Genomic DNA, 25,814 nt, shown 5'->3' with positions numbered 1-25,814 from the left:
TGATTATTTTTTAGAATTAATAATGTTATACAAATCATGCATTTCATTATTATTAATTACCAGAATTTTATCGCCCTGTATTGTTTTTAAAAAGCCAAGATTTCGTACATCTCTGTCGGCATAGAATCCAGTCGTTGTATTGGGTATCCAGGAAAAAGTATGATCAGACATACCTTTTAGAAAAGATCCTATTCCAGCATCTGCACGAGTAGTTTCTATCTCAGACTGATAATTATTTCCTGCCAGTAGTAAATCTTTAATACCATCCTGATCTATATCCTGATATAAGATACTATTCACTGGTGCAATCTGAACCTCGTTAGGAAAAGGCTTAAATGAAAAGTTGCCATGATCTTGATAAAAAATACCAGATCTGAACTCGTTTGCCTCATAGTGTAAAGCAACCTTAATGCTTTTGCCTATGATTCCTTCTAAATCCTGATTTGCAAATTCGTGGTGATTCTTGATTTTATCATTTAAATAGGGTATTTGTTGTGCGGTACAGTTTTTACCTCTTACGGGGACTTGCTTATTTTTATAATATTTAGCGAGAACAATATCTTCAGTATTATTATCATCAAAATCATCAGTATATATATGAAAAGGTTTTTTTTGTGTAGCTTGATATTTGTAATTCAATCCTAAATTACCTGCAATAATATCAAGATCATTATCGCCGTCAATATCCTTGATTAAAATTTTATTCCACCAGCCTTTTGTATTTGATAAATCGGGATATTTTTCTGAAAGACTGAAATGTCCCATACTATTTTCAAAGACGTTAATTCCCATCCACTCTCCCGTAACTATAAGATCTAAATCTCCATCATCATCAATGTCTATAGATTTTGCATCAGTAACCATTCCTGTTTTGCGTAATTGAGGTGCTTTTTTTAAGGTAACGTCTACAAAATTTTTATTTCTGTTTTCCAGTAGGGTGCTTATAGGAGCATAGGGGTACTTACCTGGAATAAGTCTGCCACCTACAAATAGATCCAGGTCTCCATCTTGATCGAAATCTAAGGGTACTACTACAGATCCTGCTACCTTCATTTCTGGTAAGCAATCATTACAATAGTTAAAATTTTCTTTACCAGTATTGATATAAAGTCGGTCTTGTAGCAAGGGTGAGTTTGTATTGAACTCATAACTACCGCTCACAACATAGAGATCCAGGTCTTTATCATTGTCAGCATCAAAAAATACTGCACTTATATCTTCATGTTTTTTATGAATTTCTAGTTCTGGAACCTTAATCATTTCAAAAGTACCAGAAGAAGTTCCTTTTAAAAGTTGCCCGGATTGATCAAATCCTCCTCCCAGAAATATATCATCCAATCCATCATTATTAATATCTGCTATAGCAAATGCCGGACCTAATTGTGATAATTTATGCGGTAGTAATAGTTGCAGATCATAGTCATTAAAAACAGAGTCTTTGTGTTTTAGAAAGGATGGTTCTTTTTCAAAAAGCTTTTCCTGGGTTTTGACCTTTGTATCTGGAGTGGCTAATTGTGTGTTTTGATAGCTGAGTGTGACCAACTGATTTGCCTCAATATTTTCTAATTCCTGAGTCGCACCATCAGACCAGGTTATTACTATTTTTTTTACTGTTTTGTGTTTGCCAATCCCAAAATATAGCCTGTTTGATCCTGAGGATAAATATCCCCTGGCATTGAGTAACTGCTTATATAGTATTGTATTGTCTGGTAGCCATATTTTTATAGAAGTTCCTATTCCGAATTGATTATTTTTTGGTCCTTTACACGTAAAATTAAGATAGTTGTTTTGTGATTGTTCTATTGCATTATTTTTTAAAAGTGTAGCTGTATCATTGATATTATTAATGGCAACATCCAGATCTCCATCATTGTCCAAATCAGCATATACAGCTCCATTGGAGAAAGTAGGTGACATATCAGCCCACTGAGAACTCACATTTTTAAAGGTTAAATCCCCCAGATTTTTAAATATGTAATTATGAATTTTATTCTGAGGTAAACTATTTGCATACGTTGCATATTCTATATCAGTTGGTCTTTTACCTTTCTGTCTGATTTTTTGAATAATTTTCTTATTAATATCCTGATCAATTACATCTCTATAAATACCATTGGTTACAAAAAGGTCAGTAAAACCATCAAGGTCATAATCTGCGAGTAGGGGAGTCCAACTCCAATCAGTGTTGGCAATACCTGCCATTTGAGCAATTTCACTAAATGTGTCATTAGCTGTATTAATTTGTAACATATTATGCATATACTGATACTGATAATCGTTATTGATCATTACCTGAAACTTATCCATAGAGGTCATTGCCATAGTAGTTTTAGAACGGACATAATCTTCTGGGTTCATATCTAATACGACGATATCCTGCAATCCATCATTATTTATATCCCCAACATCGGCACCCATGCTATAGAATGATACGTGTTTAAACATTTTTTGACTTTGATCCGTAAAGGTTCCATCTCTGTTATTAATGTATGCAAAATCGGGCATTTCAAAATCATTACTCACATAGATATCGAGCCAATTATCATGGTTTAGATCAGCTACCTGCGCATGAAGCCCAAAGGCTCTTTCTATATATATTCCTGCTTCTGCGGATACATCTTTATAGTTTCCCTGACCGTCATTTCTCAATAATTTGTCACTTCCTCCCAGCGCAAGGGTATTCGGATTTTTTTGTACTTCTTTCAGGTCAAATAGTTTGCGATAGTCTTTGGTGACCAATGGGGCATTTACAATATATAAATCTAAATCCCCATCTTTGTCATAGTCGAGAGTAGTCGCCATAAATGATCTGCCAATATCAGCTAATCCATAATCTTCTGCTTTTTCAGTAAAAGTCAGATCTCCATTGTTAATATAAAGTAAATTGGAGAAGGTATCTTTCTGATCATACCAGCCTGCTCTACATATATAGATATCTAGATAACCATCCTGATTTATGTCGAGAGTAAGTACTCCTGTAGCAAATCCCGGTAGTTTTTTAATTCCTGATGCAGCAGTTATATCTTCAAACTCAAAACTTCCTTTATTGATGTATAATTTATGATCAGATGTGTTTGCAGTAAAAAAAAGATCTATAAATCCGTCATTATTAAAATCAGCAGCAGCTACTCCACTTCCATTATAAGAATAGATGTATTTGTAGTAATGAAAATCTTTACTGTTTTTTATGATGTTTTTAAAATATATTCCAGATTTATCAGAGCTAATATTCGAGAATAACATTTTATCTTTTTTTGTCGTTTCTGGTTTTTGACATGCTATTATACTACCAAAGGTAATGATACATAGCATGATACTTTTTACAAAGCAGGGTTTTAATACTTTTTCAATCATAGTATATGGCATCATAGGATTGATTGTAGCAAATATAGATTGCTTTTTGGAAGCTGATTTATTTTGAATAATCAATTCAATCAAAAAACTGAATCCCCCTCCATAAAAGTGGAGGGGTTTAAAATCATATTTAATCAGCTAATTGAGGAGAATTATCTATTTCTCTCTGGGGTATTGGTGTAAAATATGCGTATTTTCCATCTGCAGAAGGAGTTTTGTTATTTATAATATCCGAAACTTCATCGGGAGATCTTTGCGCAAAAACTTCTGCAATACGATCCATACGAACGATATCGTGCCAACGCTCGTATTCTCCTGCTAATTCCCACTTTCGTTCGGTAAAGGCAAGTTCTCCCAAATCTCCGGTAACGATATCAATTGAAGGATCAGGAGTATTAGGATCTTTGCCTGCGGCTCTCCGTCTCACCTGATTAAGAGCTTCCCAGGCCTCTGGGGTTATATTCCCTGATCGACCTGAAGCCTCAGCATAGATCAATAATAAATCTGCATAACGCATAAAATATCTATTGATTCCGTTACGCGTAGAACCAAAAATATCCTCAGTTAAATCTCCACTGATGACTTTACGCAATAATGGATGTGGTTCATTTTGAAAATTCCTCCAGTCTGCACCATCAGGTTCCATTCCTCTTGGGATTACTTCAAGTACGTAAGTGTCTTCAAAACGTGTTGAGGTTCCTTCATTATTTGCGGCTTCTTCCATATCTTCAAAGAAAGTAATTTCTCCAAAAGTTTCACTCCATCCAGAAGCATCCCCAGGCAATCCAAGTCTTCCGGTGGTTCTATTATTTGGAGCACACCCATCATTACAAAATACCAACATAAATATAGATTCTTTTTGTTCGAATCTTTTAGAGATTGTCCATAATTCTCGCAGGCTAGGATTTAATTCATATCCAAAATTGCCATCAATAATTTCTTTTGCTTCTGTAGCAGCCATAGTATACCGACTTGGATCATTAAGAGGAAATCCAGCCCAATGCATATATAATCTGGCTAACAAAGCCTTTGCAGCACCTTTACTAGGACGTATTCCCACAGTTTCAATACCCGGATACTCATCAGGAAGTAATCGTTCTGCTTCTCTTAGGTCTGCCTCGATTTGCATATAAATTTGCTCAAAAGAAGCACGTGTTAATGGTTCGAGGTTGTTTGTTTTTAGTTGTATTGGGATTTCTCCATATGTTCTTGTTAATTTTAAATAGCAAAATGCCCGCATAAAATGAGATTCTCCTATTAATCTTTCAAATTCATCTTTATTTGTCTCATTAACTGTAATATTTTCTCTGGCATTAATCGCTGTATTTGCGCTGGTAATTACTCTGTAACAGCCCAGGTAAGTTCTTTCTATTCTATCAGAAAATGAGGTTTGGCTTCTCCAGTCAGCATCTCTGTATCCTTGTTTATTACCGCCACTAAAAGTGGTAACATCATCACCTCCGTACGAGGCAAGAAAAAAATCTGACCATTGTGCTTCATTTGCTAATTGCTGATACATTCCTGTAACGATTGCTCGGAGTGTTCCAACAGTTGTCAGGGTTTCTGGTGATATTTGTACTGCTCCGGGATCCTCATCCAGATCCGCACAAGCACCTGGAAAAATGATTAAAAGAGCGATATATATACAAGTTTGCCAGTTTCTTTTTTGTTTAGTTATTTCAATTTTCATAATCTGTTTTTTTTAAAATCCTACATTAAAACCAAAGGTTATTGTTCTTGGGTTGGGGAACGCTCCATAATCTATTGATGCAGAAGCATCTCCTGTAGCTACATTACTAGACGAGCTTTCCGGATCATACCCTCGGTAGTCAGAAATTGTGAATAAGTTTTGTCCGCTTCCGTAGATCCTGATAGCGCTAAAGGGTTTGATACTATCAATTGTATATCCCAATGTTATATTAGCCAATCGTATAAAATCTCCTTTTTCAATAAACCTGGATGAAACCAGGTCTTCTCCTCTTACTGCAGGTATTTCTGTTTGATTCTCTGGGGTCCATCGGTCTAGAAAGTCTGGGTGTATTGCGGAACCTCCTGCATTGGGGCGCACCATTTCAGAATATGTCAGGTTATAGATATCAAAACCGTGTGCTCCCCTGAATAAAAGATTAACGTCAAAATTCTTATAAGATACAGAGCTATTGAGTCCCCAGGTAAGTTTAGGAATTCCATTTCCTATGATATCAAGAGCGGGGTTTCCCTCTTCGTCCAGAACATAGCGCGGAGAACCAGGAACCCTGCCGTCTGCAGCATCTGCCGTTTTCCAGGTTCCCAAAAAAGTAGCACCAAAAAATTGACCTAAGGGTTCACCTACTTTAAGGATATTAAAATTTTGACCTATAAATGATGGTCTTGTCAAGATTTGATCTTGCCCACCTAAATCTACGATTTCATTTTTTACAGTAGATAGATTCGCATTGAGATTCCATGTAAAATCCTTATTACTGACCAGAGTACCTTCTACACTAATGTCTAGACCATTGTTTTTTACTTCACCAATATTCGTCAGTAAAGTTCCTCCTCCAGAAAACCCTGGGATAGGTTTTCTGAGCAAGAGATCCGTAGTGTTTTTTTGAAACCAGTCAATAGTAAGATTTAGTTTATTGTTAAAAAAACCGATGTCTACACCTGCATTTATTTGTTTAGTAGTTTCCCATTTTATGTTTTCATCTACAGTAACGGGTGCTCCCAGACCAATTTCTACATCGGTACCATCAAAAGCAAAATCATTATTAGCAGGCAAATTAGTAAAAGTACTTAAAGGAGCAATGTTCTGATTTCCAATCTCTCCATAACCTAATCGAGTTTTTATATTGGTAACAAAGCTATCTTCTGATAAGAAATTACTAAAATTATAAGCTCCTGATATTGAAGGAAAATACCCTGTTCTATTTTCTTTTCTAAATCTGGAAGACTGATCAATACGCAGAGTTCCGGTCATATAAAATTGATCGTTCCAATTATATTCTGCTCTACCTACATAAGATTGAATGGTTCCTTCTACTTTATTAGCGCGTACTCTGGGGTCATCTCCCAACTCTAATAAATAAAAAGCATCTCGTACTGTTTCTATAGCAAAACTACCAGCATCTCCTCTGGTAATTCTATTAATACTATTCTGAAGTTCATAAACCCCGGTTAGTTTTATATTAGATTTTCCAACATGTTTGTTCCAATTTAGGATATTACTCACTTGATATGTAGTAAGTCGCTGATTAGAAAACTCTGCTCGTGGTGGTAGTACACTAGATCCGTCAGGAATTCCCTGGAAATCTTCAGTACTTTGATACCCTTGCACAGTACCTATTATTGTATTAAAATTTAAACTATTAGTAATGTCATAAGATAAATTAAGATTTGCATTGAATCGATCTTGCGTTATATCCAAAACTCTTTCTAGTTGTACTGCTACAGGATTTATTAAGATATTCCCCAAGCTGTTGGGAGACTCTAATGTAAAAGAACCATCTTGATTTCGCAGAGGTACTGTATTATCCCAGGTTAATACTCCCAAAATACCTCCTCGTCGATCTCGACCTGAAGCAACACCACCGTTTGCAGTATTAAACCGTTGTTCTCTGGATCCAAAAACATTCAGACCAATTTTAAACCGTTCTCCAAAATCCATATTAATGTTGGATCGCAAGGATAATCTATCATAATTAGAATTGATAACAATACCTTCTTGATCTACGTATCCAGTTGATAAAAAGTAAGAGATATCGTTTTTGCGACCACTGGTCGAAAATTGATAGTTATCCAAAATTGCAGTTTCAAAATAAAGATCCTGATAATTTTCTACGCCTCCATCTATTACTTCTACATTGTTTAATGCTGCAAATTGTGCCGGAGTCATTACGGGTAGATTTTTTGGTGCCGTAGCAATAGATTTAAAATATTGAAAATCAATCTTAGGTTTTCCCTTTCCTTTTTTCGTATTCACGACAATGACACCATTTGCTCCTCTAGAACCGTAAATTGCTGTAGCAGAAGCATCTTTTAAGACGTCTATCGTAGCGATATCATTTGTATTCAAACTTTCTAATGTTCCTCCAATAATCCCATCTATTACGATTAGTGGTTGATTACTGAAATTAATAGAATTTGATCCTCTGATACGTATTTTGATATCGCCTCCGGCAGCTCCGGTAGCATTCGTTACAGATACTCCGGCAGCTCGTGCCTGAAGTGCATTTTCTACCCTAATTATCGGCTGTTGTTCAAAGTCTTTTGTAGAGACAGAGGAGATTGCAGAGGTTAAATCTTTTTTTGAAGATGTACCGTACCCGATTACAATCACTTCTTCAAGGTTTTCTGAGTCTGGTTCTAAGACAACGTTTATTTCAGAACGAGTATTGATTGGTACTTCTATAGGTCTAAAACCGACATAGCTGAATATCAATGTTGCATTGTCTTTTACATTTTCTAATATGTAATTACCATCAAAATCGGTTAATGTACCATTTTTGGTTTCTTTTTCTAACACATTCGTACCTGGTAGCGGTATTCCTGTATTTGTAGTTATTTTACCTCGAATTGTATTTTGACTTAATAGTGTAGTATAAGTCAAAAAGATACCAAAGTAGAGAGAAAGCTTTAAGACACTAAATATGTTTTTTTTCATGAAATTTAATTTGTGATTCGTCTCATGGCAAATTAATAGAAGCATGTTTTCAGAAATGAGCAGACCATTATGAAGACTATTTTTTTAAGAATAAATTCATAATGAATATTAGTGCTAATAAATAGTTCTAATTGTTATAGCCTGTAAAACAGATCTCTTAACTGTGATGAGAAAAATTATTAAAGGGTTTCGATATTGAACAATAGCAGATTTCAAGATTCAGAGTGCTAAGAAAGACATCCAATCAAAGAAACCTTTTTATGTGTCTAATAAATGACTTTTCCAGGGTTGAAAAGACAACGCCTTAAGGCTGAAATATACATAATACGAGAGATAAAGGTTAAGGTTTTAAGTAGTATCATAGTTTTCATTAGTTAATTTTAGTTAGTATACTATTGAGATTAATTCTATATCAATTTCTTTTGTGTTTTATTTGGCGTATTGAAATTGGATTCACTTTTTGTTTTCTTAAAAAATGTAAAAATTACGTAAGTAACCGCATCAATATATAACAGGGTAAGGTTTCATAACCCTAACCAAAAAATGTTAAATAAATACTAAATTCAATTACTTGGTTTTTTCGGTTATGTATAATTTGATTGATGAACCAAGTATCGATCATCAGTTATCAAAGTAGTAATACCATTTCTACCTTAAAATTACCCACTAAAATTTGTTCTTTTCTCCTTATGCTTCAAAATAAAAATTAACCGTAGATTAGGCTATGCTGAACTTTTCTTTTTTGCCTAAAGAAAAAACAACTGCATTTATTTGGGTAATTTTAAAGCAAAAATGGTATAAAGCATTACCCAAGATGAGTTCATTTACTAATGAAGTCTAAAGAAATCTTTAAGACAAGTTTTTATCTCATTCATAAAGGTGAAAATTCAAAAATTTTTGTCTCCAAAAAAAAAGAGACAGCCTATTCAAGCTGCCTCTTATACGATTTGTGATTAAAAAATTCGTATAAATTCATTGAATTATTTTTTCTTTATGCAAGGCAAAAAAATCAAGCATAGCTATAGCTACGGTTTATTTTTTAAACGAAGTAGAAAGGAAAAAGAAACGATGAATATGCGAAATTTTTAGTTATAAATCGTATTAGAACGTAGAAATTCTATAAATTCAAATCCAAAAAACTAGATTCATTCTACGAGAATCTTCTTTACCATTTTATTCGATTCAGTTCCTGTAGTCACAAAATATATTCCAGAAGCTAAATAAGACATGTCCAGATTATGTTCATAAAGACCTTGCTTATTTTTATCAAAATGATATGTTGCTAATTTCTGACCAGAGGCTGAATGCACCTGAAAAGTAACGTTACTCTCAAAATCGGAGCGTAATTGTATTTTAAAATGATTTTCCTGCAATTGAAAGACAGTAAACTCAGGTGCTTTTGTATCAAAATTTCTAGATAAGGAATTATCATCCTTGATTTCGACAGTATAATCCTGAGTATCTCCAAAAATTAACTGAGCACAAGGTTGATCTGCATAATTAACATCCTCAGAGGAGATTGTACTGGCAAATCTCACTCTTAGTCTATGCTTTCCTAAAGGAACATTATCTGGAATGGTTATTGAAAAATCGTCAAGGATACCATCAGAAGGTTTAAAATTTTGCAATAACAATTCGTTTTGATCAAATTCGTAATTATCATTAAAATCAATCCATAAGGCTATTTCTCCCGATCCTGCGCTACCACTTGGGAGGGCAACAATCGAACCTGTATACGTTTCTGAACGATTTAAAACAATAGCTTCTGTTACTGTTGTAAAATCTTCATAAGCAACTTCTTCACAATCGATAAAGACATCAATAAATTGGGAGACATTTGATAAATTGAATTGTGTTATTACATTGAAACTACTGCAAGGGGCATACGGGGTACAGTATTGTTTGATGATCTCTGCACTTCTTGTATTGTTTGTAATATCAGTGTCATTGATTAATGGAATATTGATAACCATAGGGTAAGTTCCTGGTTCTGTTATATCAACTCGCTGCATAAAAGAAAAAGTGATACTCTCCCCGGGCTCCAAATCTTTTGATATAGTTTCAGTAACAGTGTCTCCATTATTAAATGTGTAAGATACGGGGACGTTGCTTTGTGTTTCTATTCCAAAATTTTTGATCTTTACAGTTACCTCCATATTATCAGATAGAAACTGATTAGAAGCTGGAGAAACTAATTTTACCAAACCAATATCTACAGCTTCTTTTTTATCGATGTGTATAAAATGACAGTTATTATTGAAATTTTCATCAATTTCCATACAGGTACTACTCTGGATTCTAAAATTATCACCCACACTTAGATCTGCAGTACGATAAAAAGTAAAATCCACTGTTTCACCTGGTGATATACTTCTTGTAAAAAGTTCATAAATAGGTCTACTTCCATTAACACTATAGCTTATCGGAAAATATGACTGAGATACTGATCCATAATTCTTAATAGACACCGTAATCTTTTCAGAATTGGTATATTGTTTTGGCTCTTGTATTCCGATTACGGCGACATCATTTTGTATACTTTTTGCCATATCAAACACGCCAACAATAGTTCTGGCATTATCCCCTGTATTTTGGAAATATTCTGCTGTATGCCAAAATGTTTGGTCATCAACAGGATCGATCGTTAATTGTACATAATCCCCATATCTGGAAACTACATTAGGAGCTGAACTAACACCAATAGTACCTTCGCTAAAGGTCATTGTTCCAATTGGATCTTCAGAAAGTCTGCCTGTATAATTAATAGATACAAAACTATCCTTAGTGGCATTATTGGCTATAGTTCCCATACTTGAATATCCCATCCCAATATTCCCGGCGTGATCCATTCCAATACTTCCTGCCCAGGCACTTTTACCTTCGGCAGCCTCATAAGTCCCTTCCTGATATACCTCCCATGGTTTACCATCTCCAGCTTGTCTTAATTCATACCAACGTATTCCACTCCTAATAATATTAGAGTTGTCTGATATATTTACATTAAAATTAAGAACGACCGAGTTATGATCGCAAAATCGTCGATAATTAACCATTTGACTTAACTTTGACGGAGGATTTAATATAGGATTGTTACCTGGCTGCGGAATACTTGTATTTGAGAAATCAAAATCAGATAACATTCCATTATCAGCTGTAAACTCACTTGTTAATTCAAAAGTAGAAGCGGCTGAATTATCCCAGTTAACATTCACTGTATAGAGTAGTAAATGATCTTCATCTACATTAAATTCTGAATCATCTTCAAGAATTAAAAGCTGTGCATTTCCCGGAGGAGGTAATTCTGGACCTGTAGCGTGGAACGGCAAAATTGCACCAGGACCTAGACTATTATCACCAATATTAAAACCAACCATTTGTGCACTTGGATCCCCAATAAGTAACTTATCACGTTCTAATACAAGTACATTATCCTCAGGCTTATTTACATTTATGCTAACATAATATCCATCTGACCAAATAGAAAGTTTTGGAAAATCAGGAAATCTCGATGTCGTAAATCTATAGGTATACCACCCATCATTTACAGGGTCTGATCCTTTACAGACAGCTACCAATATGCCATTAGGTGATCCACTAAACTGCATAACTACAAAACGATCTGCATAATTGTCATAAACAACTATAGGATCTCCTGTGGCTTCAAATTGCCAAATATTACTCAAAGAAGCTTGGTAAATCAATGCATTACCGTTTCTATCATGTATAGAAAAACTACTGTTTCTGGCACTTACATAATGATTTGATCCAATAGCTCCTGTTGGATCCGATGGCGAAGTCGCTCTACTCCCGGTTTCAAAAACCAGGGAAGGAGGGTTTGATTGTCGGGTATTGGCTGCAGTTTTTTGGTTTTTTAGTAAAGGATCCGGTCCCTGAGATCCTTTTCCTGGAACTAAATTATTATTATGGTGCTTAAAAGGGTTGACAGGACCCGCTTCAGATACTCCTGGTTCTAAATTCATGGTCGACAGAGGAGGTGTCTCTCCTAAAAAAACAGCAGTACTGGTAGTGCTGGCTTTCCCTACCTTTGTTTGCTGTGCTTGACTAGAAAGTAAGCCAAAAAAGATACATATGATTGATAATTTTTTAAACATGGTTACAAAAAGTTTTGTGTGAATTGATATTATTTTTTTTGGTTTTGTACGAAACATTTGGTTATATAACGATTTCATGAAGTACGTACCCTACCCTCCAAAAAGCAAGTAATATGTACATCCTCCTCTGCATTAAAAAATAATTTGATTCAGTTCACAGTGATTTTATCTAAGATGATACAACCTTTTTATTAAGCACTAACTACCTTATACGATTTATAACTAAAAATTTCGCATATTCATCGTTTCTTTTTCCTTTCTACTTCGTTTAAAAAATAAACCGTAGCTATAGCTATGCTTGATTTTTTTGCCTTGCATAAAGAAAAAATAATTCAATGAATTTATACGAATTTTTTAATCACAAATCGTATTATACGTTACATTATAAGAGTATTGTTACCAATAGTTATTTAGTCATTAGTTGTATCAGTATTCCAAGTATTCCAATTGATAAACACAAAGGTGAAAACAAGTTAGAGTCGGCTTTTGCAAAATTGGTTTTCTTTATTTTCTTAAAAAATCCTAGATATTTAAAATCTCCAATTGCTCTTAAAATAAAAATAGAAGGAATAAGCCAGGATCCATAATTTGTTACCCAATTTGGGACTTGAATATTTATAAATCCAGATTTCATGAGATACATGAGCCCAAATAGAAGTAAAACCAGCGCTACGATTAAAGTTGCAAATTTAGGAATTGAAAGTATGTTTGTCTGATTGTTTTTTGTCGGAATTACCATTTCTAATCCCCATTTTCCACCAAAAAGCCAATAAAAATGTATAAAACCTAGTGCGATAAAAATGGCTAGTAAAATAATTGATACTATTGTTGTCATCATATTTCTACCAATTGAAAAATTTGTTCATTTTGTTTTCTATTCACAGAAGAAGGTGTTAATCTTAACATTTGATTACGCAAACCAATTGATATTGGATTTTTGAAATGTGCCATTTTTCCAATAAACCAACTTGTTTTAACTACTAGATGAGCTTTTGGTAATCTTAATTTTTGATATTCCGAAAATGCTTTAGTAATTTCATATGTATACAAACATTCTGAAAGTACAAAAGCATCTTCGATAGCCTGACAAGCACCTTGTCCCATATTTGGGGTTGTTGCGTGTGCAGCGTCTCCGATTAGACAAATTTTTTCTTTATACCAAATGCTTGTTGGTTTTAAATCTGAAATCTCAGCGGTATATATTTTTTCTTTTTTTGTTAATTTTATGATGTCTTTAATTATTGAATTATATGTGCTAAAATATTGGTCTAAATCGTTGATAGAGAATTTATTTTTGTTGTTTTTGAATGCTTTTAAGGCATACCAATACACTTTGTTTTTTGCTATTTGAACAAAACCAAAACGCTCGGATTTTCCCCAGGCTTCGTTCAATTCATTTCTGAATTTTACCGGTAATTCGCATTCTGCAATTCCTCTCCAGCATATTTGATTAGCATTTCTTATTTTATTATTTGGGAATATTTTTTGGCGAACAATAGAGTTTAATCCATCAGCTCCCAAAACAGTTGAGGATTGAATTTGTTTTCCATTTTCAAATTTTAAAAAATAATCATTCCCGTTTTTTTCTATTGAAGTAAGTTTATGATTTAATTCAATTTTAGTGTACTTTAATTTGTCGATTAGAATTTTTTGCAGTTTTCCTCTATGAATTGCAATGTTTTTAATAGTATGTTTTTGCTCAAAATAGGACAGGTCAATTTTGGAAAGTGGCTTTAGATTGGAATTGGTAATATTCATTGAAGAGATTGAATTTCCATTGTCTTCAATTATTTTTTGCAAACCTAACTTTTCATACACTTGCATTGCATTATTGGCTAGAATTATTCCCGCTCCCACGGGCTTTATTCGTTCAGTTTGTTCAAATATTCTTGCTTTAATTCCTTTTTGTTCAAGCGCAATTGCAGTAGTTAATCCTCCTATTCCTGCTCCAATAATATCAATAATCATATCTAATCAGTATTGGTTTAGTACAAATGTACTATAAATAAATTAACTTAGTACGTTTGTACTATATAATGTATTTTTGTTTTATGAATGCTACAAAACAAAAGATTTTAATAAAATCATTAGCGCTTTTTAATAATAGTGGAATTTCTAAGACTTCTTTGCGAGCTATAGCTGATGAAGCTGAAATTAGTGTAGGTAATCTACAATATCATTTTAAAAAAAGAGAGGATATAATTGAAGCTCTTTATTTTCAATTAGCAGAAAAAATGGATAGTATTTTTTTTATACCGACCGATGATTTATTAAAGTCATTTTTAAATCTTTCTAAAGAAATGATGATAATACTTTACGAGTATCATTTCTTTTTATTAGATTTTGTAGCGATAACACGAAGAAATCAGAAGATAAAAAGTCATTATTCTGAACTTTCAAAACGAAGAGAGATTGAAACTTTAAAAATGGTAGAAGTTCTGATCAGGAATAATTTCTTTCGTAAAGAATTACTCAAAAATGAATATCGCAGTTTATTCAAAAGGATTGAGGTGATCAGTAATTTCTGGTTTTCATCTGTTCTAATTCGAGCTAATCATCTGTCGGGAGAGTCGATTAAAGAATATTCCTTACTGATCAATCAAAGTATTTACCCTTATTTAACTACAGAAGCAAAGAATCAATATACTAATCTTTTTCCGTCAGAGTTGGTTTAATTAGTAGTAGGGTCTATTGCCTGATGCGTTTTAATGCATTTTTTATAGTGTGTTGCTGCTGTTTATTTATTTTCTCTCCAATCAAGAGGTAATGTTCTTGTATGGATGCTACGTGGTTTTTGATAGACATACTTAATTTGTCCTACAAAAGTCCCTTTTGGGAATTTTGTTAGAAGAAGTGGTAGTGTAATTGACTTGATTTGTTCGTAATTTTCATCATATTCCAAATAGTTTTTATTTAGTTTAAGTATGACCGAAACATATTTCAGGTCTTTATTCTGCTCAATTTGGTCGTATACACGTATATCAGAAGTTAAGTATGTTCCTAAGCTATCTGCAAAAAGTTGTTCAGTTTCATTCGCTATATTTTCGTTTAAAGAACTTTCAATATACGTCACTCGATTACTTTCCATTTTTGACTTCAGACCTTCAAATGGAAGCATTAAAAGAGTCATAAACCCATATCCAAGAAGGATTGAGACTCCGATTTGAGCGTAATTAATTTTTGATTGTTCGAGTTCTGGATTAAACGGAACTACTTTTGTTCCTGCCACCATATCTCCGATTCTTCTACTTGGACTAGCTAAGGTTACAATAACTTCTATTGGCCAAAGAATGCAAAATATGTTTCTAACCAAACACCTAATTGGAGAAGCTACATTATTACTGGAGTTTTCAATTACTTGTAGTTTTAAAACTCTCTTTGCTATGCTTCGTCCTTTTATACAGTCTTTACAGAAGTAAAGTGCCAAACCAATAAGCCCAAAATAGATTAAGCCACCAAAAATGTCAGGACTAATTTGTTCGTGATTTACTTCAAAGGCAGTCGAAAATCCAGAAATCATTCCAGGAACAAAAAAAATCATTGAGATGAACATCATAATAATGTGGTCAAGGAGCATTGAGGCAATCCTTGTTCCTGCGTTAGTTTTTTGCGCTATTGTCATTTTGTATCTCTAGTTTTTTGCAGTTCAAATAATGGATTTGTGTATAAAACATATTGAGTAATAAGATACTACATTTTCTGATTAACACGAAGCCTGGTTTTTATATTTTGCTTTAATTTTTTATTCTCAAAGCCAATTTTTCGGTTGAACATATATTTAGCTGTGTTTTATAGACCATTTTGTTGTATGCAGTTTTTATTTTTCAAAAGTCATAATAAATAGTTGGGTTTTTAGAAATATTAGGATAGCGGTTTTCAATCTCAAATTCAGTCACTGTAGAATCGTCCCAATTTGGTGTTAGTTTTATTATACTAGCAATTAATTCATATGTAAATTCATCTTCAATTGTATTTTCCAGATTCCGTTTTAATAATGGTATTCTCATTACTAAAATTTTATAGTAAACGTCCATTTTTGGGTAGGTTTTACGTGTTCTAGACTTACCCCCAACCATTGTATATAAATAGTAAGGCAACGGTGTCAAAAAAACCGTGAGCGGCGATATTGAACCACAAATCGTCCTTACGAACATGAAAAATGATAGCAAATAGCATACCTAGAATACCCGTTATTATTTGACCACTTATTCCTTGATACGAATGAATACTCCCAAAAATAAATCCAAAGAGTACAATATTAATAACCAGACTTATGTTGCTTGAGCCAAAAAACTTAGTAAACTGTCTCATTAAATATCCTCTAAAAACAATTTCTTCGCAGAATGCTGCTGATATCCAGATAAAAACAAATAGACTTATTGTTGCAGGCAAGTTCCCGGTATATGTTTCAAAAGCAGAAAAGTCCATGGGCTGCCCTGTAAGATAAGTAACACTTGGTACCATTATGTAGAAATAAAATAGAAAAAGAACTGCTCCAAATAGTGGAGCTGTTATTAATAGATTTTTTAACTGTATTCTTTTGCGTTGAAAGCCTAAGGATCTAAATACATTTTTTTTATACTCTAGAGCACTTGCTAATAATAATATTAATGCCGCTATGATCACCTGAAAATATCCGGATAGAAATAGAATACTACAAAGAATAATGGCGATTACAGGTGTTAATTTTGTAGTTAAAAAGGTCTTAGTCATTTTTTTATCGTTTTTAATTTTAAGCGAAGTAAAAACGATAAGGCAAGATAAACAGGGGTATACAGCTTATTTTTACTGAATGGTATCAAAATAACAGCTGAATAATCATTACATTTTATAGTTTACCCTCAAACCAATTCATAAATTCTTGTTTTTTATATCTACTGATACTTATTTGAAAAACTTTTTTGTTAGAAATTTTAGGTTTAAGAACGACAGATAGTTTTCCATTCTCGATAGACTGAACTTGCTCAATTGATCTAGCGTGAACAACTGCTTGTCTGTTTGCTCTAAAAAAGCTTTGCTCGCTCACTTCACTTTCAACTTCGTTCAGCGTGAAATCTGTAACAATGGAAGTTCCATCAGTTTTTACAATGTATACTATTTTATTTTCACTATAAATAAAAGCAATTTCGATATAATTGATCAAGGTTATTTTACCGCCTTGTTGGACTTTAAGTTTTCCATATATGGATGCTAGTTTATGAAGTTTGTAAATGTCTTTTGAGAATAAAACAGCAATTCCGATTGTGCTCAAAAGTAATGAGATGGAAATACCTATTAAAAAACCATATAAATCATATTTTTCATTTACCAGCTTCACTATAATAAGATAAAATATAATATATGCAATGGAAATATAACCTAATGTTGAAAATAGAAAGCGTAAGAGTACTTGAGTATTGATTTTTTTAACGAAGTACTTGCCTTTAAAATACCTGAAATTGAAGAGGCTTATAACGATTACTATACTTCCAATCAAAATTGAAAGTAGCATAGAGAACCAAGGGAAGCTATAGGAATCATTTAAAGGGGAATTTTGTGGATCTGCGAGGTGACTAGCCACTAAAGAAAGAATGAGAAGATTAAATCCGTTTCGTATCCAGAAATTTGAAAAGTTGATATTTTCTTTTAGAAATTTAATGATATTCATTGAAAATTTGAATCTATTTTTAAATCATTAATAGTTTCATCAATTCCAGTAGAAGAATTAAATGTATTGTCAATAGTTCCATCGGATTGACAGTAAATAATGTTAATAAATAATAATAGTAAAAATGTAATTTTCTTATTCATCTTTTTGTAATTAGCTAGACTACTAAAATATTGGATATAGGTTCTGTATAGCCTATATCTCTAAAAATAGCATTATTACATTAATAAGTAGGTGATTTGTATACTTATTTTAAAATATGCAGGCATACATGAAAATGCTAGAGTTAACTACGTTGGATTGATTGTTATTGTTTTGTAGAAAAATGATTTTGGGAGATAAAAATCACAATAGTAGTTGTTTAAGTATCATTTTTCTTGTCATATATCATTACGCCACATTACTACTGTAAAAATTACACAGTGACTAATCCAGTAGCAGAAAATTTTGCAAATTAAACCCGAAAGCCCTCCGCCATGCCATAAGCTTGGGGTAAGTAGTTATTAACATAGGGTAAATATTTGTATCTTTAATGGATAATAATAAAAAGAATTATGAGACCCTACTCTAACCGTAAATGCAAAAATCAAAATGAAAAAATCAGCAACACTATTAGTTATTATAATTGCAGTTGTCTATTCCTGTAAAAAAAGTGAATTAAGTAACAATTTAATATTCTCAGGCAAAATTGAAAACCCTAGCTCGGATACTTTAAACATTTTAAACAAAAACCGAGAAATTGTGAAGTCTATTATTTTAAATAAAGACGGAACGTTTAGAGATACTCTGAATGTGCCAGAAGGTTTTTATAGTTTAAAAGAAGGTAAAGAATGGACACAAATTTATTTAAAACCAAAATATGATTTGAGTCTAACGCTAAATGTAAAGGAATTTGATGAATCAATAAAATACGAAGGAGCAGGAGCTAATGAAAATAATTACCTTGCAAAAAAGGCACTTTTAGAAGAAGGTTTTGGCAAACTAAATTACTATGGTTATTATGGAAAACTTTCTGAAAAAGAGTTTCTGAAACTAACAGATTCTTTATATAATGTTCAAAAAAACTTTTTAGAAGAAAATACAAATTTAGACAAAGATTTCTTTTACATAGAATCTAAATCTCTTGAATTTGGTATGTTAGATAAGTATTCTTCTTATGAAGATATGCATAAATTTGTTACAGAAAACGAAGATTTTAAAGTTTCGGAAAACTACCCTGATGCTTTTGAAAATATAGATTTATCTAATGAAGAATTTTTAATTTCTCCTAATTATATCTCTTACGTGGAATCTTATTTAAGTAAAAAAACTAGAGAGAAAGTCAATACACATGACAACAATGTTGATAACACTTTAGCATATGTAAAAACAATTAAAAAAGAAGTAAAGAATAGTTTAATAAAAGAAGAATTGCTGTACAATACAGGGATGTGGCAATTAAGCCGTACTAAAAAGTTAGATAGTGTTTTTAACCAAATAAAACCAATACTAACTAATGAGAAGCATGTAACAGAAGTAACAGAAAAATACAATAGATTAAAAAAAACAGAAAAAGGAGCTATTTCTCCAGTATTTGAATTCAAAGATATCAATGAAAAAATTATTTCACTTAATGATTTAAAAGGAAAATTAGTTTACATTGATATTTGGGCAACTTGGTGCTTACCATGCATAAAAGAAATACCTGATCTAAAGAAAATGGAAGCTTATTTTGAAGGTAAGGATATTCAATTTGTTAGCATTTGTAAAGATGATACTAAAGACCGTTGGAAAAAAATGGTTGAAGAAAAAGAATTAGGTGGGATACAACTTTTTGCTTCAAATGAAAAAATGACTTTTTTTGAAGATTATTCTGTTCATGGAATACCAAGGTTTATCTTAATTGATAAAAACGGAAAAATAATTGATGGCAATGCGAAACGACCATCTAACCCCGAATTACAACAAGAAATAGAAAAATATTTATAGAAATATTTATTTCTTTTTTTACAATTAAATAGAAAAATAAAGATGAGTTCATGTATTTTCCTTAATGATTACTCATAAAATATTAAGAGAACCAGTAGAAATATAAGTAAAAACAAATCGAGGATTTTATAATAATATAACAATAACGTTACTAAACAATTTTATAGTTGCAACGACTATGTTTTTAATGATTTATGTTGATTGGTGTATTGTTTTGTGAAGATCAGTCTTTATAAGGTGAATGCTTGCATAGAGGTTTAAAAAAAATAAATGTATACCTTGTGCTGTAATCAATAGTAGAAAAATAAGGTCATCTAATTAAAAATTTGATGACCTTACAATATTTTTATTAAAAAAAATCTTAATTTGTTTTAACAAATTTAGTTGTTAATATCCCCATGTTACTATGTAGTTGCATAAAGTAGGTGTTCGCAAACAAATAGCTAACGTTCATATTGGTAGTAGTTCCACCGAAGATTCCAACTACATTACCAGCGACATCATGTATCGTAATTTGTTGCACAGAAATGTTTGTATTTACGGGTGTTAACGTCAGATTTCCTGTGGTAGGGTTAGGTGATAAGGTAAAATAATCTGTAAAAACAGGTACTGAAGGGGTATCTTTCTTCTTGACTGTCACAGTCTCTACTTCTGTGATTACAGGAGGATTAAAATCAAAATATATATCAGCTTTATTGTTGATAATATCTCCTTCTACAAGGTTGTCCTTTGTTTTGATTTTAAACAATACATACCCGTCATTGTTGGCATCATCAAAAGGCAGGTTGATATTACTAAAAGTGAATTCTATTTTTTTCTTGTCAATAACCATTGCAGTGTATGAATGGCTGGCTTGCAGAGGGATGAATGATTCGATATCTAATGTAGAAGTATCAATATCATCCTCAACTCTAATATTAATAGCATTTGCAGTTCCCTTGTTCTCAAACCGAATTAAATAATGTAAATAATTACCCACATCGTTAGGTTCTATCGTAGCTCCTTCCAGACACGTCTTATCATTAGGATCAAATGAATTTACTGCTGTTTGGTTAAATATGGCCACATTATTATCTGGAGTTGCATCAGTAGCAGCGATCGCTGTAGCCTTATAACTCAATATATCTCCACTATTTACAGAAGGATTATCAGTAGGTCGGTTGACCTTTAAAAAGACTTTTATTTCTCTAGACTCTTGAGGCTTCAGGTTTGTAAAATTCCAGGAAAGCTTATCAGTTGTTATGCTTGTTGTGGTTGGTTGAGAGGATACAAACGTTAAAACATTTTGCATAAAATCTAACGCAATACTTCCTGATTGTCTATTGGTTCCTTTATTTTTATACGTTATTAGGTATTCTGCATTAAATCCAGGGACTGCCATTCTAATAGGAATTAACGTAACTTCTAAGTCATTATGAATACCATTAGGGGTTATGCAATAATTTCTTACAGCATTCGGGGCTTCCTGGGGAAAATTAATAGGAGCAGTAGGTGTTAATGGGTCAAAGTATTCTGGGTTTTCTAACAAAGGAAAAATAAAATTAATACCATCATTCCCTATAGTTATATATTCGCCTGAATTATTAGTAAATACTTCTCTAAATCCATCTGCGCCTGATACTCCAAATTTAAAATTTGAAAAAGGGATATCATCGGCATCTCCACATCCATCATTATCGATGTCATAAGTAACCTTTCCTGAGATTATTGCATTACAATTACTAGAGACTACTGGTTTTGTAGATGTAGACAAATAAATTCTGTTACCTAGTGCCTTTATTGTAGGAGTAACATAATCTTCATCAAGACATAGTAATTGTAGTTTAGGGCAGCCTTGAAATCTCAAAGCAAATCCTATCGGAGTGTTTAAATCTCGTTCTAATCGTTGCTCTGACAAGAATGCAATTGTGATTTCGGGGTTGTTACTAAAATCTATTCTTTTTATGGCACAATTTGATACATCAAGACTTGTTATGTTGTTATTACTTATAATAAGATCTGTCAGGTTCGTATTTTGAGTAAGGTTGATATCTGTTAATATATTATTATTGATATAAAGACTTCTTAGATTTACATTGTTGCTTACATTCAGCGTATTCAATCTATTCGTTTGAGCACGAAAAACCTCGAGGTTGATATTATTGTTAGTGTTTATTGAAGTGAATTCATTGTCCTCTATACGCAGAATTTCTAATAAGGTATTTCTGGTAATGTCTAAATTCTGTAATCTATTCTTATTACAACTAAGAACCCTTAATCTGCTATTTTGAGTAACATTTAAACTGCTAATGGTATTGTTATGAAAACCAAGAATGCTTAATAAACTATTTTGAGTAACATTTAAAGCTGTTAATCTGTTATCATTGATTTCCAGCGTTCTTAATTCTTGATTACTAGTAAGGTCTATGTTCCTCAATTGATTTTTGCTGACTTTTAAGATTCTTAGCTGAGCAAGTTCGCTAAGATCTAAATTTTGTAGCCTGTTATTAAAGCAATTAAGCTCTCTTAATCTAACAGCATTGCGAGAACTGGTTATTAAGTTTGTTAGTTTATTGTTATTACAATAAACTTTTTTTAAGTTTAAATTTCTGGATATATCTAAGCGGATTAAATTATTTAATTGAATACGCAATTCTGCAATTCTGATATTTTTAGACAGATCTATACTTGATAAATCATTATTTGATATATCTAATCTTGTTATTTTAGTGAAATACTTAATTTCATTGGCGTTTGTAATTCTTTTTCCACTTATTTTTAAGTGTCCTTGGAACTGTTCGGCTTCTTGTATAGTAATTTCTCCATTACGGTTGGTATCTATAACTGGATTATGACTTAATAAAGCATTTTTAAAATTAGCATCAGTAAAATTAATTTGCGCATAACTGATTGCATTAAGACATAAGAGTATGCCTAAAAAGATATTTTTTTTCATTTTGATTTTGGATAAGATTTGTTTATAAGAGTACCTCAAAAATGAGGGTACATGAATATTTTTTTTAATGATTTAGTGACATAATTTGTTTTATCTATGTTTTAACTTAAAGGCTACTTTTGCGCAAAAAATAGTAAGTATATAAACCTTGCGAAGCAATCAATTACTTGTAATGGTTTACACTATATAGATTGGAAAACTTAAAAACATAACAGGCTTTGATCTATGTAAGATTCGATTAAGTCGAGAGAAAAGATGGTAGGTTACTATTTTTTCTGATATGAAAAGCTGTTTTCTTAAACTGGGGAAAATATAGTTATTTGATTTGTAGTGATTTGTGTTTTGTTTTTTAAACGGATGTTTGAGAAAAGTAAAACTAAAAAAAACTAAAAAAATATTGAATTATAAAAAACCGAGTCTATAGGTTGAAATTCTTATGATATGAAATCTGTACAATATATACTATTCTCAAATTAATAAACCCACAGGGAATACCAAGATGTATACCCCGTGGATTGTATTTTTTATTGAACTTATCTTGAGTAGTGGTTTTTAACCAAAAAGTATAGCTTTTGTACTATGAAGTAGGTTTTTTCAGTGTAGCCATAGCTACGGATAAAAAAACCAACAAAATTAGCGTGCAACGTGTAAATTTTGTAAGTCAAAGCAGTTCTCAAGATGAGTTCCTTTTATAAAAGTCCTAGTTTATGACTAATTTTAAAGTTTTATTATTATTAATCTGAATAAAATAAATACCAGAAGCTAAATTTGAAGTTTGCACAACTTGAGTGCTATTTTTTGCAACTAATGTTCCAATGACTATCCCGGTAGTACTGTACACCTTGATTGTGTCTCCTAGATTGATTCCTTCTACGAAGATATCATTTCCGCCTAATACAGGGTTAGGGTAAGCGTTTATTACATTAGATTTACTGAGACCAGAAAATGCTTTGTTATCGTTCTCTATTTTCCAATCAAACGTTTCCCATGCAAGAGGGTTGTTACCTCTTGGAAATAAAGCAGAATTATTAACATTATGAGCTGCCTGAACCCATTTATTAACACGCAGACTTCTTAATGCGACTTTTCCATTACCTCTGTTTCTCCATTCAAACCTTTCCCAATTAAGATCATTATTTCCACGAGCTCTAATAATGACATTTTGATTGGTATTATTGCTTTGTATATATCTACGCGCAGATAATGAATATAACGCAACACTAGTGCCATTTCTGTGTCTGTCAACTCTGAATTTTTGACGATCCCCTTCGATATTATTTTTGTTGGCATATAGGTCATTTGATAATTCGGTGACTGCTGATACAAATTTGCGATCACCTCCAGATTTTCTTAAAGAGATAATACTTCCTATTGGCGCTCCGTCAACGTTTCCACCGTTTCCACCGTTTCCACCGTTTCCACCGTTTCCACCATCAGATGCGACAGGTCTGTATACACGTACCCAGTCTACAAACATCGTATTTCTATTATTGTTATTTAGATCTCTCTGTGATGATACAGGTCTTCCAGCATGACTTTCTGTGTCCAAAATGATAAACATTTCTTTAGTAAATCTTCTTTGATTTTCTGTTAGGATAGATGTATTTCTAGTAGGAGATTGTAATCTTGCTTGTGCCAGACTGCCATCTAAGTTGCTAGCAAGTCTTCCAGGAACATAATGTTCCCCATTAGATACAGGCACGCCATCAAGATAAAAGGTTATATCAGTGGGGCTTCTCCAATATACACCAAATCTATGATAATCATCTCTCCAGAAAGGGGTGCCATTAAGTGTAGTAACATTACGATTTGCTTTAAAGAAAACTTGATACGTATTGTCAATATTTATGGGGCCGTTAGGACCCTGACGATCAAAAATATGAAAATTAGTAGACATTTGTTTACTAAAAAAAGGATCTGGAGAGCCTCCATATACTTCTAAAATATCCAGTTCTTGAAAGCCTCCAGAATCTAGCATCCAGAAGTTGCTGGAGTTTTCTATATTAGAAACTTTTATTCTCGCTTCCATAAATACCGGGTACCGTATCTTGGTTTTAGAAGAAATTACACCACAGTTTACAACACCATTATTGCCACCTCTGTAAGAGGCTTTGATTTCCAATTTACCATTTCTTAATCTCGTATTATCAGAAGTCCAAAATGTTTCCCCAGGACCTCTGAAATTTCTGTCAGGATTGTACCTATCATCCCATCTGCTGGTAAACCTGGAGTCAGATTTACTGTTGTAGTTAAAGTCATCAGAATAATCATTTTGTATTTGCCAGGTGTTTCCAGCGCCAGGATCAATTGGGAGTGGAATTCCAATCCAATCTTGAGCATTTAGAACAAGTGAGAAAAATACGGCAAAGAGTACTGTTAATTGTTTTTTCATTTTCATTTTTTTTGAGTTTGTAATTAAATGTGAATAAGACTTATTCAATCGCATTATTATGAAATAAGTCTGCTTTGGAAATTATAAATACATAGTCTGAATTTATAATATGAATAGTACGATTCAATGAGAATCTGTATTTCGATATTTATTCTCTACTGTTTTTTAAAGATGCATCAAAGTTTTTTGAGAAATAAAAATCAAATGGAGCTCTTGTTAATATTTAGTTAAATATGTTTTTAAAATATAGGGTTAACTAATTCATAAAAAATAGATTTAAATTTGGTTTAATGATTTTTCATTTTTAATCGTTTATAAATGAGATATATTTAAAAATTTAACAACAATGTATGATTATTTTTATTTTTTAACAATATTAGTTTACTAGATTTAAACTGTACAAAACAGTTTTATACTGCTTTTTTATGTGATATAGTCGATTTTTATGTTAAAAAAATGAATATACTCTTGTTTTGTTAACGTTTTTTTAAGTATATGATGTTTTATGTTGTGTTCGGGAAGATTGTTTGATTAATACAACTTATTTTATAATGATAATCATATGTGTTTATGATTTATGAAGAAACAAATGGTTTTGTGATAGGAGTGATGGGGAGAAAAAGTGGGGAGGTTAAAAGCGGAGGTTAAAGAGGGTGTTTTTTGTTCTGTTTTATTCAATATTATTTATAGTCAAGCTCTTAATAATTACATTTCAAGTTTATGAATAAAGAGTAGTTGTCTTTATATATATAGACATTTGTCGA

The 25,814-nt window shown here is 32.3% G+C and carries 14 protein-coding genes; 2 read left to right on the top strand and 12 right to left on the bottom strand.

The genetic code is table 11. The features are described 5' to 3' along the window. Positions 1-3: 3 nt before the first annotated feature. From F0000_RS06955 to F0000_RS06930, 6 genes are all read right to left on the bottom strand, one after another. Complete coding sequence (locus F0000_RS06955) at positions 4-3,369, bottom strand: VCBS repeat-containing protein (protein ID WP_255452657.1); 3,366 nt, start codon at positions 3,367-3,369, stop codon at positions 4-6. Between the two features lie 115 nt (positions 3,370-3,484). Next, complete coding sequence (locus tag F0000_RS06950) at positions 3,485-5,044, bottom strand: RagB/SusD family nutrient uptake outer membrane protein (protein WP_149623992.1); 1,560 nt, start codon at positions 5,042-5,044, stop codon at positions 3,485-3,487. A gap of 12 nt (positions 5,045-5,056) precedes the next feature. Next, a complete protein-coding gene (locus F0000_RS06945) occupies positions 5,057-7,996 on the bottom strand; it encodes a TonB-dependent receptor (RefSeq protein ID WP_188112035.1) in 2,940 nt (979 codons plus the stop codon). A 1,145-nt stretch (positions 7,997-9,141) separates the two neighbouring features. After that, the gene (locus tag F0000_RS06940) at positions 9,142-12,108 is read right to left on the bottom strand and encodes a GEVED domain-containing protein (RefSeq protein WP_188112034.1); all 2,967 of its coding nucleotides are present in this window, start codon (positions 12,106-12,108) and stop codon (positions 9,142-9,144) included. Between the two features lie 406 nt (positions 12,109-12,514). Next, positions 12,515-12,943, bottom strand: a complete 429-nt coding sequence (locus F0000_RS06935) for a DUF3995 domain-containing protein (protein WP_149623989.1) — start codon at positions 12,941-12,943, stop codon at positions 12,515-12,517. Continuing rightward, the gene (locus F0000_RS06930; protein WP_149623988.1) at positions 12,943-14,076 is read right to left on the bottom strand and encodes an FAD-dependent monooxygenase; all 1,134 of its coding nucleotides are present in this window, start codon (positions 14,074-14,076) and stop codon (positions 12,943-12,945) included. Before F0000_RS06930 ends, F0000_RS06935 begins: the two co-directional genes overlap by 1 nt. Before the next feature lie 83 nt (positions 14,077-14,159). Here F0000_RS06930 and F0000_RS06925 point away from each other — a divergent pair, with 83 nt between their 5' ends. Then, the gene (locus F0000_RS06925) at positions 14,160-14,783 is read left to right on the top strand and encodes a TetR/AcrR family transcriptional regulator (RefSeq protein WP_188112033.1); all 624 of its coding nucleotides are present in this window, start codon (positions 14,160-14,162) and stop codon (positions 14,781-14,783) included. Positions 14,784-14,845: 62 nt separating this feature from the next. On the opposite strand, the gene F0000_RS06920 is transcribed toward F0000_RS06925, so the two are convergent. The 4 genes from F0000_RS06920 to F0000_RS06905 all read right to left on the bottom strand — a co-directional run bounded on the left by F0000_RS06920 (position 14,846) and on the right by F0000_RS06905 (position 17,755). Further along, positions 14,846-15,730: an RDD family protein gene (locus F0000_RS06920; protein ID WP_149623986.1), complete on the bottom strand. Its 885-nt coding sequence runs from the start codon at positions 15,728-15,730 to the stop codon at positions 14,846-14,848. Between the two features lie 202 nt (positions 15,731-15,932). Next, positions 15,933-16,115 carry a hypothetical protein gene (locus F0000_RS06915; protein ID WP_149623985.1) on the bottom strand — a complete coding sequence of 61 codons (183 nt, stop codon included), beginning with the start codon at positions 16,113-16,115 and terminating at the stop codon, positions 15,933-15,935. A 55-nt stretch (positions 16,116-16,170) separates the two neighbouring features. Next, positions 16,171-16,821 (bottom strand): CPBP family intramembrane glutamic endopeptidase, encoded by a 651-nt coding sequence (locus F0000_RS06910; RefSeq protein ID WP_149623984.1) that lies wholly within the window; start codon positions 16,819-16,821, stop codon positions 16,171-16,173. Between the two features lie 115 nt (positions 16,822-16,936). After that, positions 16,937-17,755: a LytTR family DNA-binding domain-containing protein gene (locus tag F0000_RS06905; protein ID WP_149623983.1), complete on the bottom strand. Its 819-nt coding sequence runs from the start codon at positions 17,753-17,755 to the stop codon at positions 16,937-16,939. Between the two features lie 591 nt (positions 17,756-18,346). Between F0000_RS06905 and F0000_RS06900 the strand changes: the two genes are divergently transcribed. Beyond that, entirely contained in the window at positions 18,347-19,723 is a 1,377-nt protein-coding gene (locus tag F0000_RS06900; RefSeq protein WP_149623982.1) for a TlpA disulfide reductase family protein, read from the top strand. A gap of 361 nt (positions 19,724-20,084) precedes the next feature. Here the strand turns inward: F0000_RS06900 and F0000_RS06895 are convergent, their stop codons facing one another. Both F0000_RS06895 and F0000_RS06890 read right to left on the bottom strand, forming a co-directional pair. Further along, entirely contained in the window at positions 20,085-22,658 is a 2,574-nt protein-coding gene (locus F0000_RS06895; protein WP_149623981.1) for a T9SS type A sorting domain-containing protein, read from the bottom strand. Positions 22,659-23,358: 700 nt separating this feature from the next. After that, entirely contained in the window at positions 23,359-25,050 is a 1,692-nt protein-coding gene (locus F0000_RS06890; RefSeq protein WP_149623980.1) for a T9SS type A sorting domain-containing protein, read from the bottom strand. Positions 25,051-25,814 lie beyond the last annotated feature (764 nt).

Source organism: Aquimarina sp. RZ0, from assembly GCF_008370685.1.
Classification (GTDB): Bacteria; Bacteroidota; Bacteroidia; order Flavobacteriales; family Flavobacteriaceae; genus Aquimarina.
The sequence above is the reverse complement of the archived record's forward strand: the minus strand, read 5'-3'. Positions and strand labels throughout refer to the sequence as shown.

Excerpts from the sequence above, each read along its gene's own strand:
- F0000_RS06955 (WP_255452657.1), bottom strand. The coding sequence starts at position 3,369 with ATGATGCCATATACTATGATTGAAAAAGTATTAAAACCCTGCTTTGTA.
- F0000_RS06950 (WP_149623992.1), bottom strand. The coding sequence starts at position 5,044 with ATGAAAATTGAAATAACTAAACAAAAAAGAAACTGGCAAACTTGTATA.
- F0000_RS06945 (WP_188112035.1), bottom strand. The coding sequence starts at position 7,996 with ATGAAAAAAAACATATTTAGTGTCTTAAAGCTTTCTCTCTACTTTGGT.
- F0000_RS06940 (WP_188112034.1), bottom strand. The coding sequence starts at position 12,108 with ATGTTTAAAAAATTATCAATCATATGTATCTTTTTTGGCTTACTTTCT.
- F0000_RS06935 (WP_149623989.1), bottom strand. The coding sequence starts at position 12,943 with ATGACAACAATAGTATCAATTATTTTACTAGCCATTTTTATCGCACTA.
- F0000_RS06930 (WP_149623988.1), bottom strand. The coding sequence starts at position 14,076 with ATGATTATTGATATTATTGGAGCAGGAATAGGAGGATTAACTACTGCA.
- F0000_RS06925 (WP_188112033.1), top strand. The coding sequence starts at position 14,160 with ATGAATGCTACAAAACAAAAGATTTTAATAAAATCATTAGCGCTTTTT.
- F0000_RS06920 (WP_149623986.1), bottom strand. The coding sequence starts at position 15,730 with ATGACAATAGCGCAAAAAACTAACGCAGGAACAAGGATTGCCTCAATG.
- F0000_RS06915 (WP_149623985.1), bottom strand. The coding sequence starts at position 16,115 with ATGAGAATACCATTATTAAAACGGAATCTGGAAAATACAATTGAAGAT.
- F0000_RS06910 (WP_149623984.1), bottom strand. The coding sequence starts at position 16,821 with ATGACTAAGACCTTTTTAACTACAAAATTAACACCTGTAATCGCCATT.
- F0000_RS06905 (WP_149623983.1), bottom strand. The coding sequence starts at position 17,755 with ATGAATATCATTAAATTTCTAAAAGAAAATATCAACTTTTCAAATTTC.
- F0000_RS06900 (WP_149623982.1), top strand. The coding sequence starts at position 18,347 with ATGAAAAAATCAGCAACACTATTAGTTATTATAATTGCAGTTGTCTAT.
- F0000_RS06895 (WP_149623981.1), bottom strand. The coding sequence starts at position 22,658 with ATGAAAAAAAATATCTTTTTAGGCATACTCTTATGTCTTAATGCAATC.
- F0000_RS06890 (WP_149623980.1), bottom strand. The coding sequence starts at position 25,050 with ATGAAAAAACAATTAACAGTACTCTTTGCCGTATTTTTCTCACTTGTT.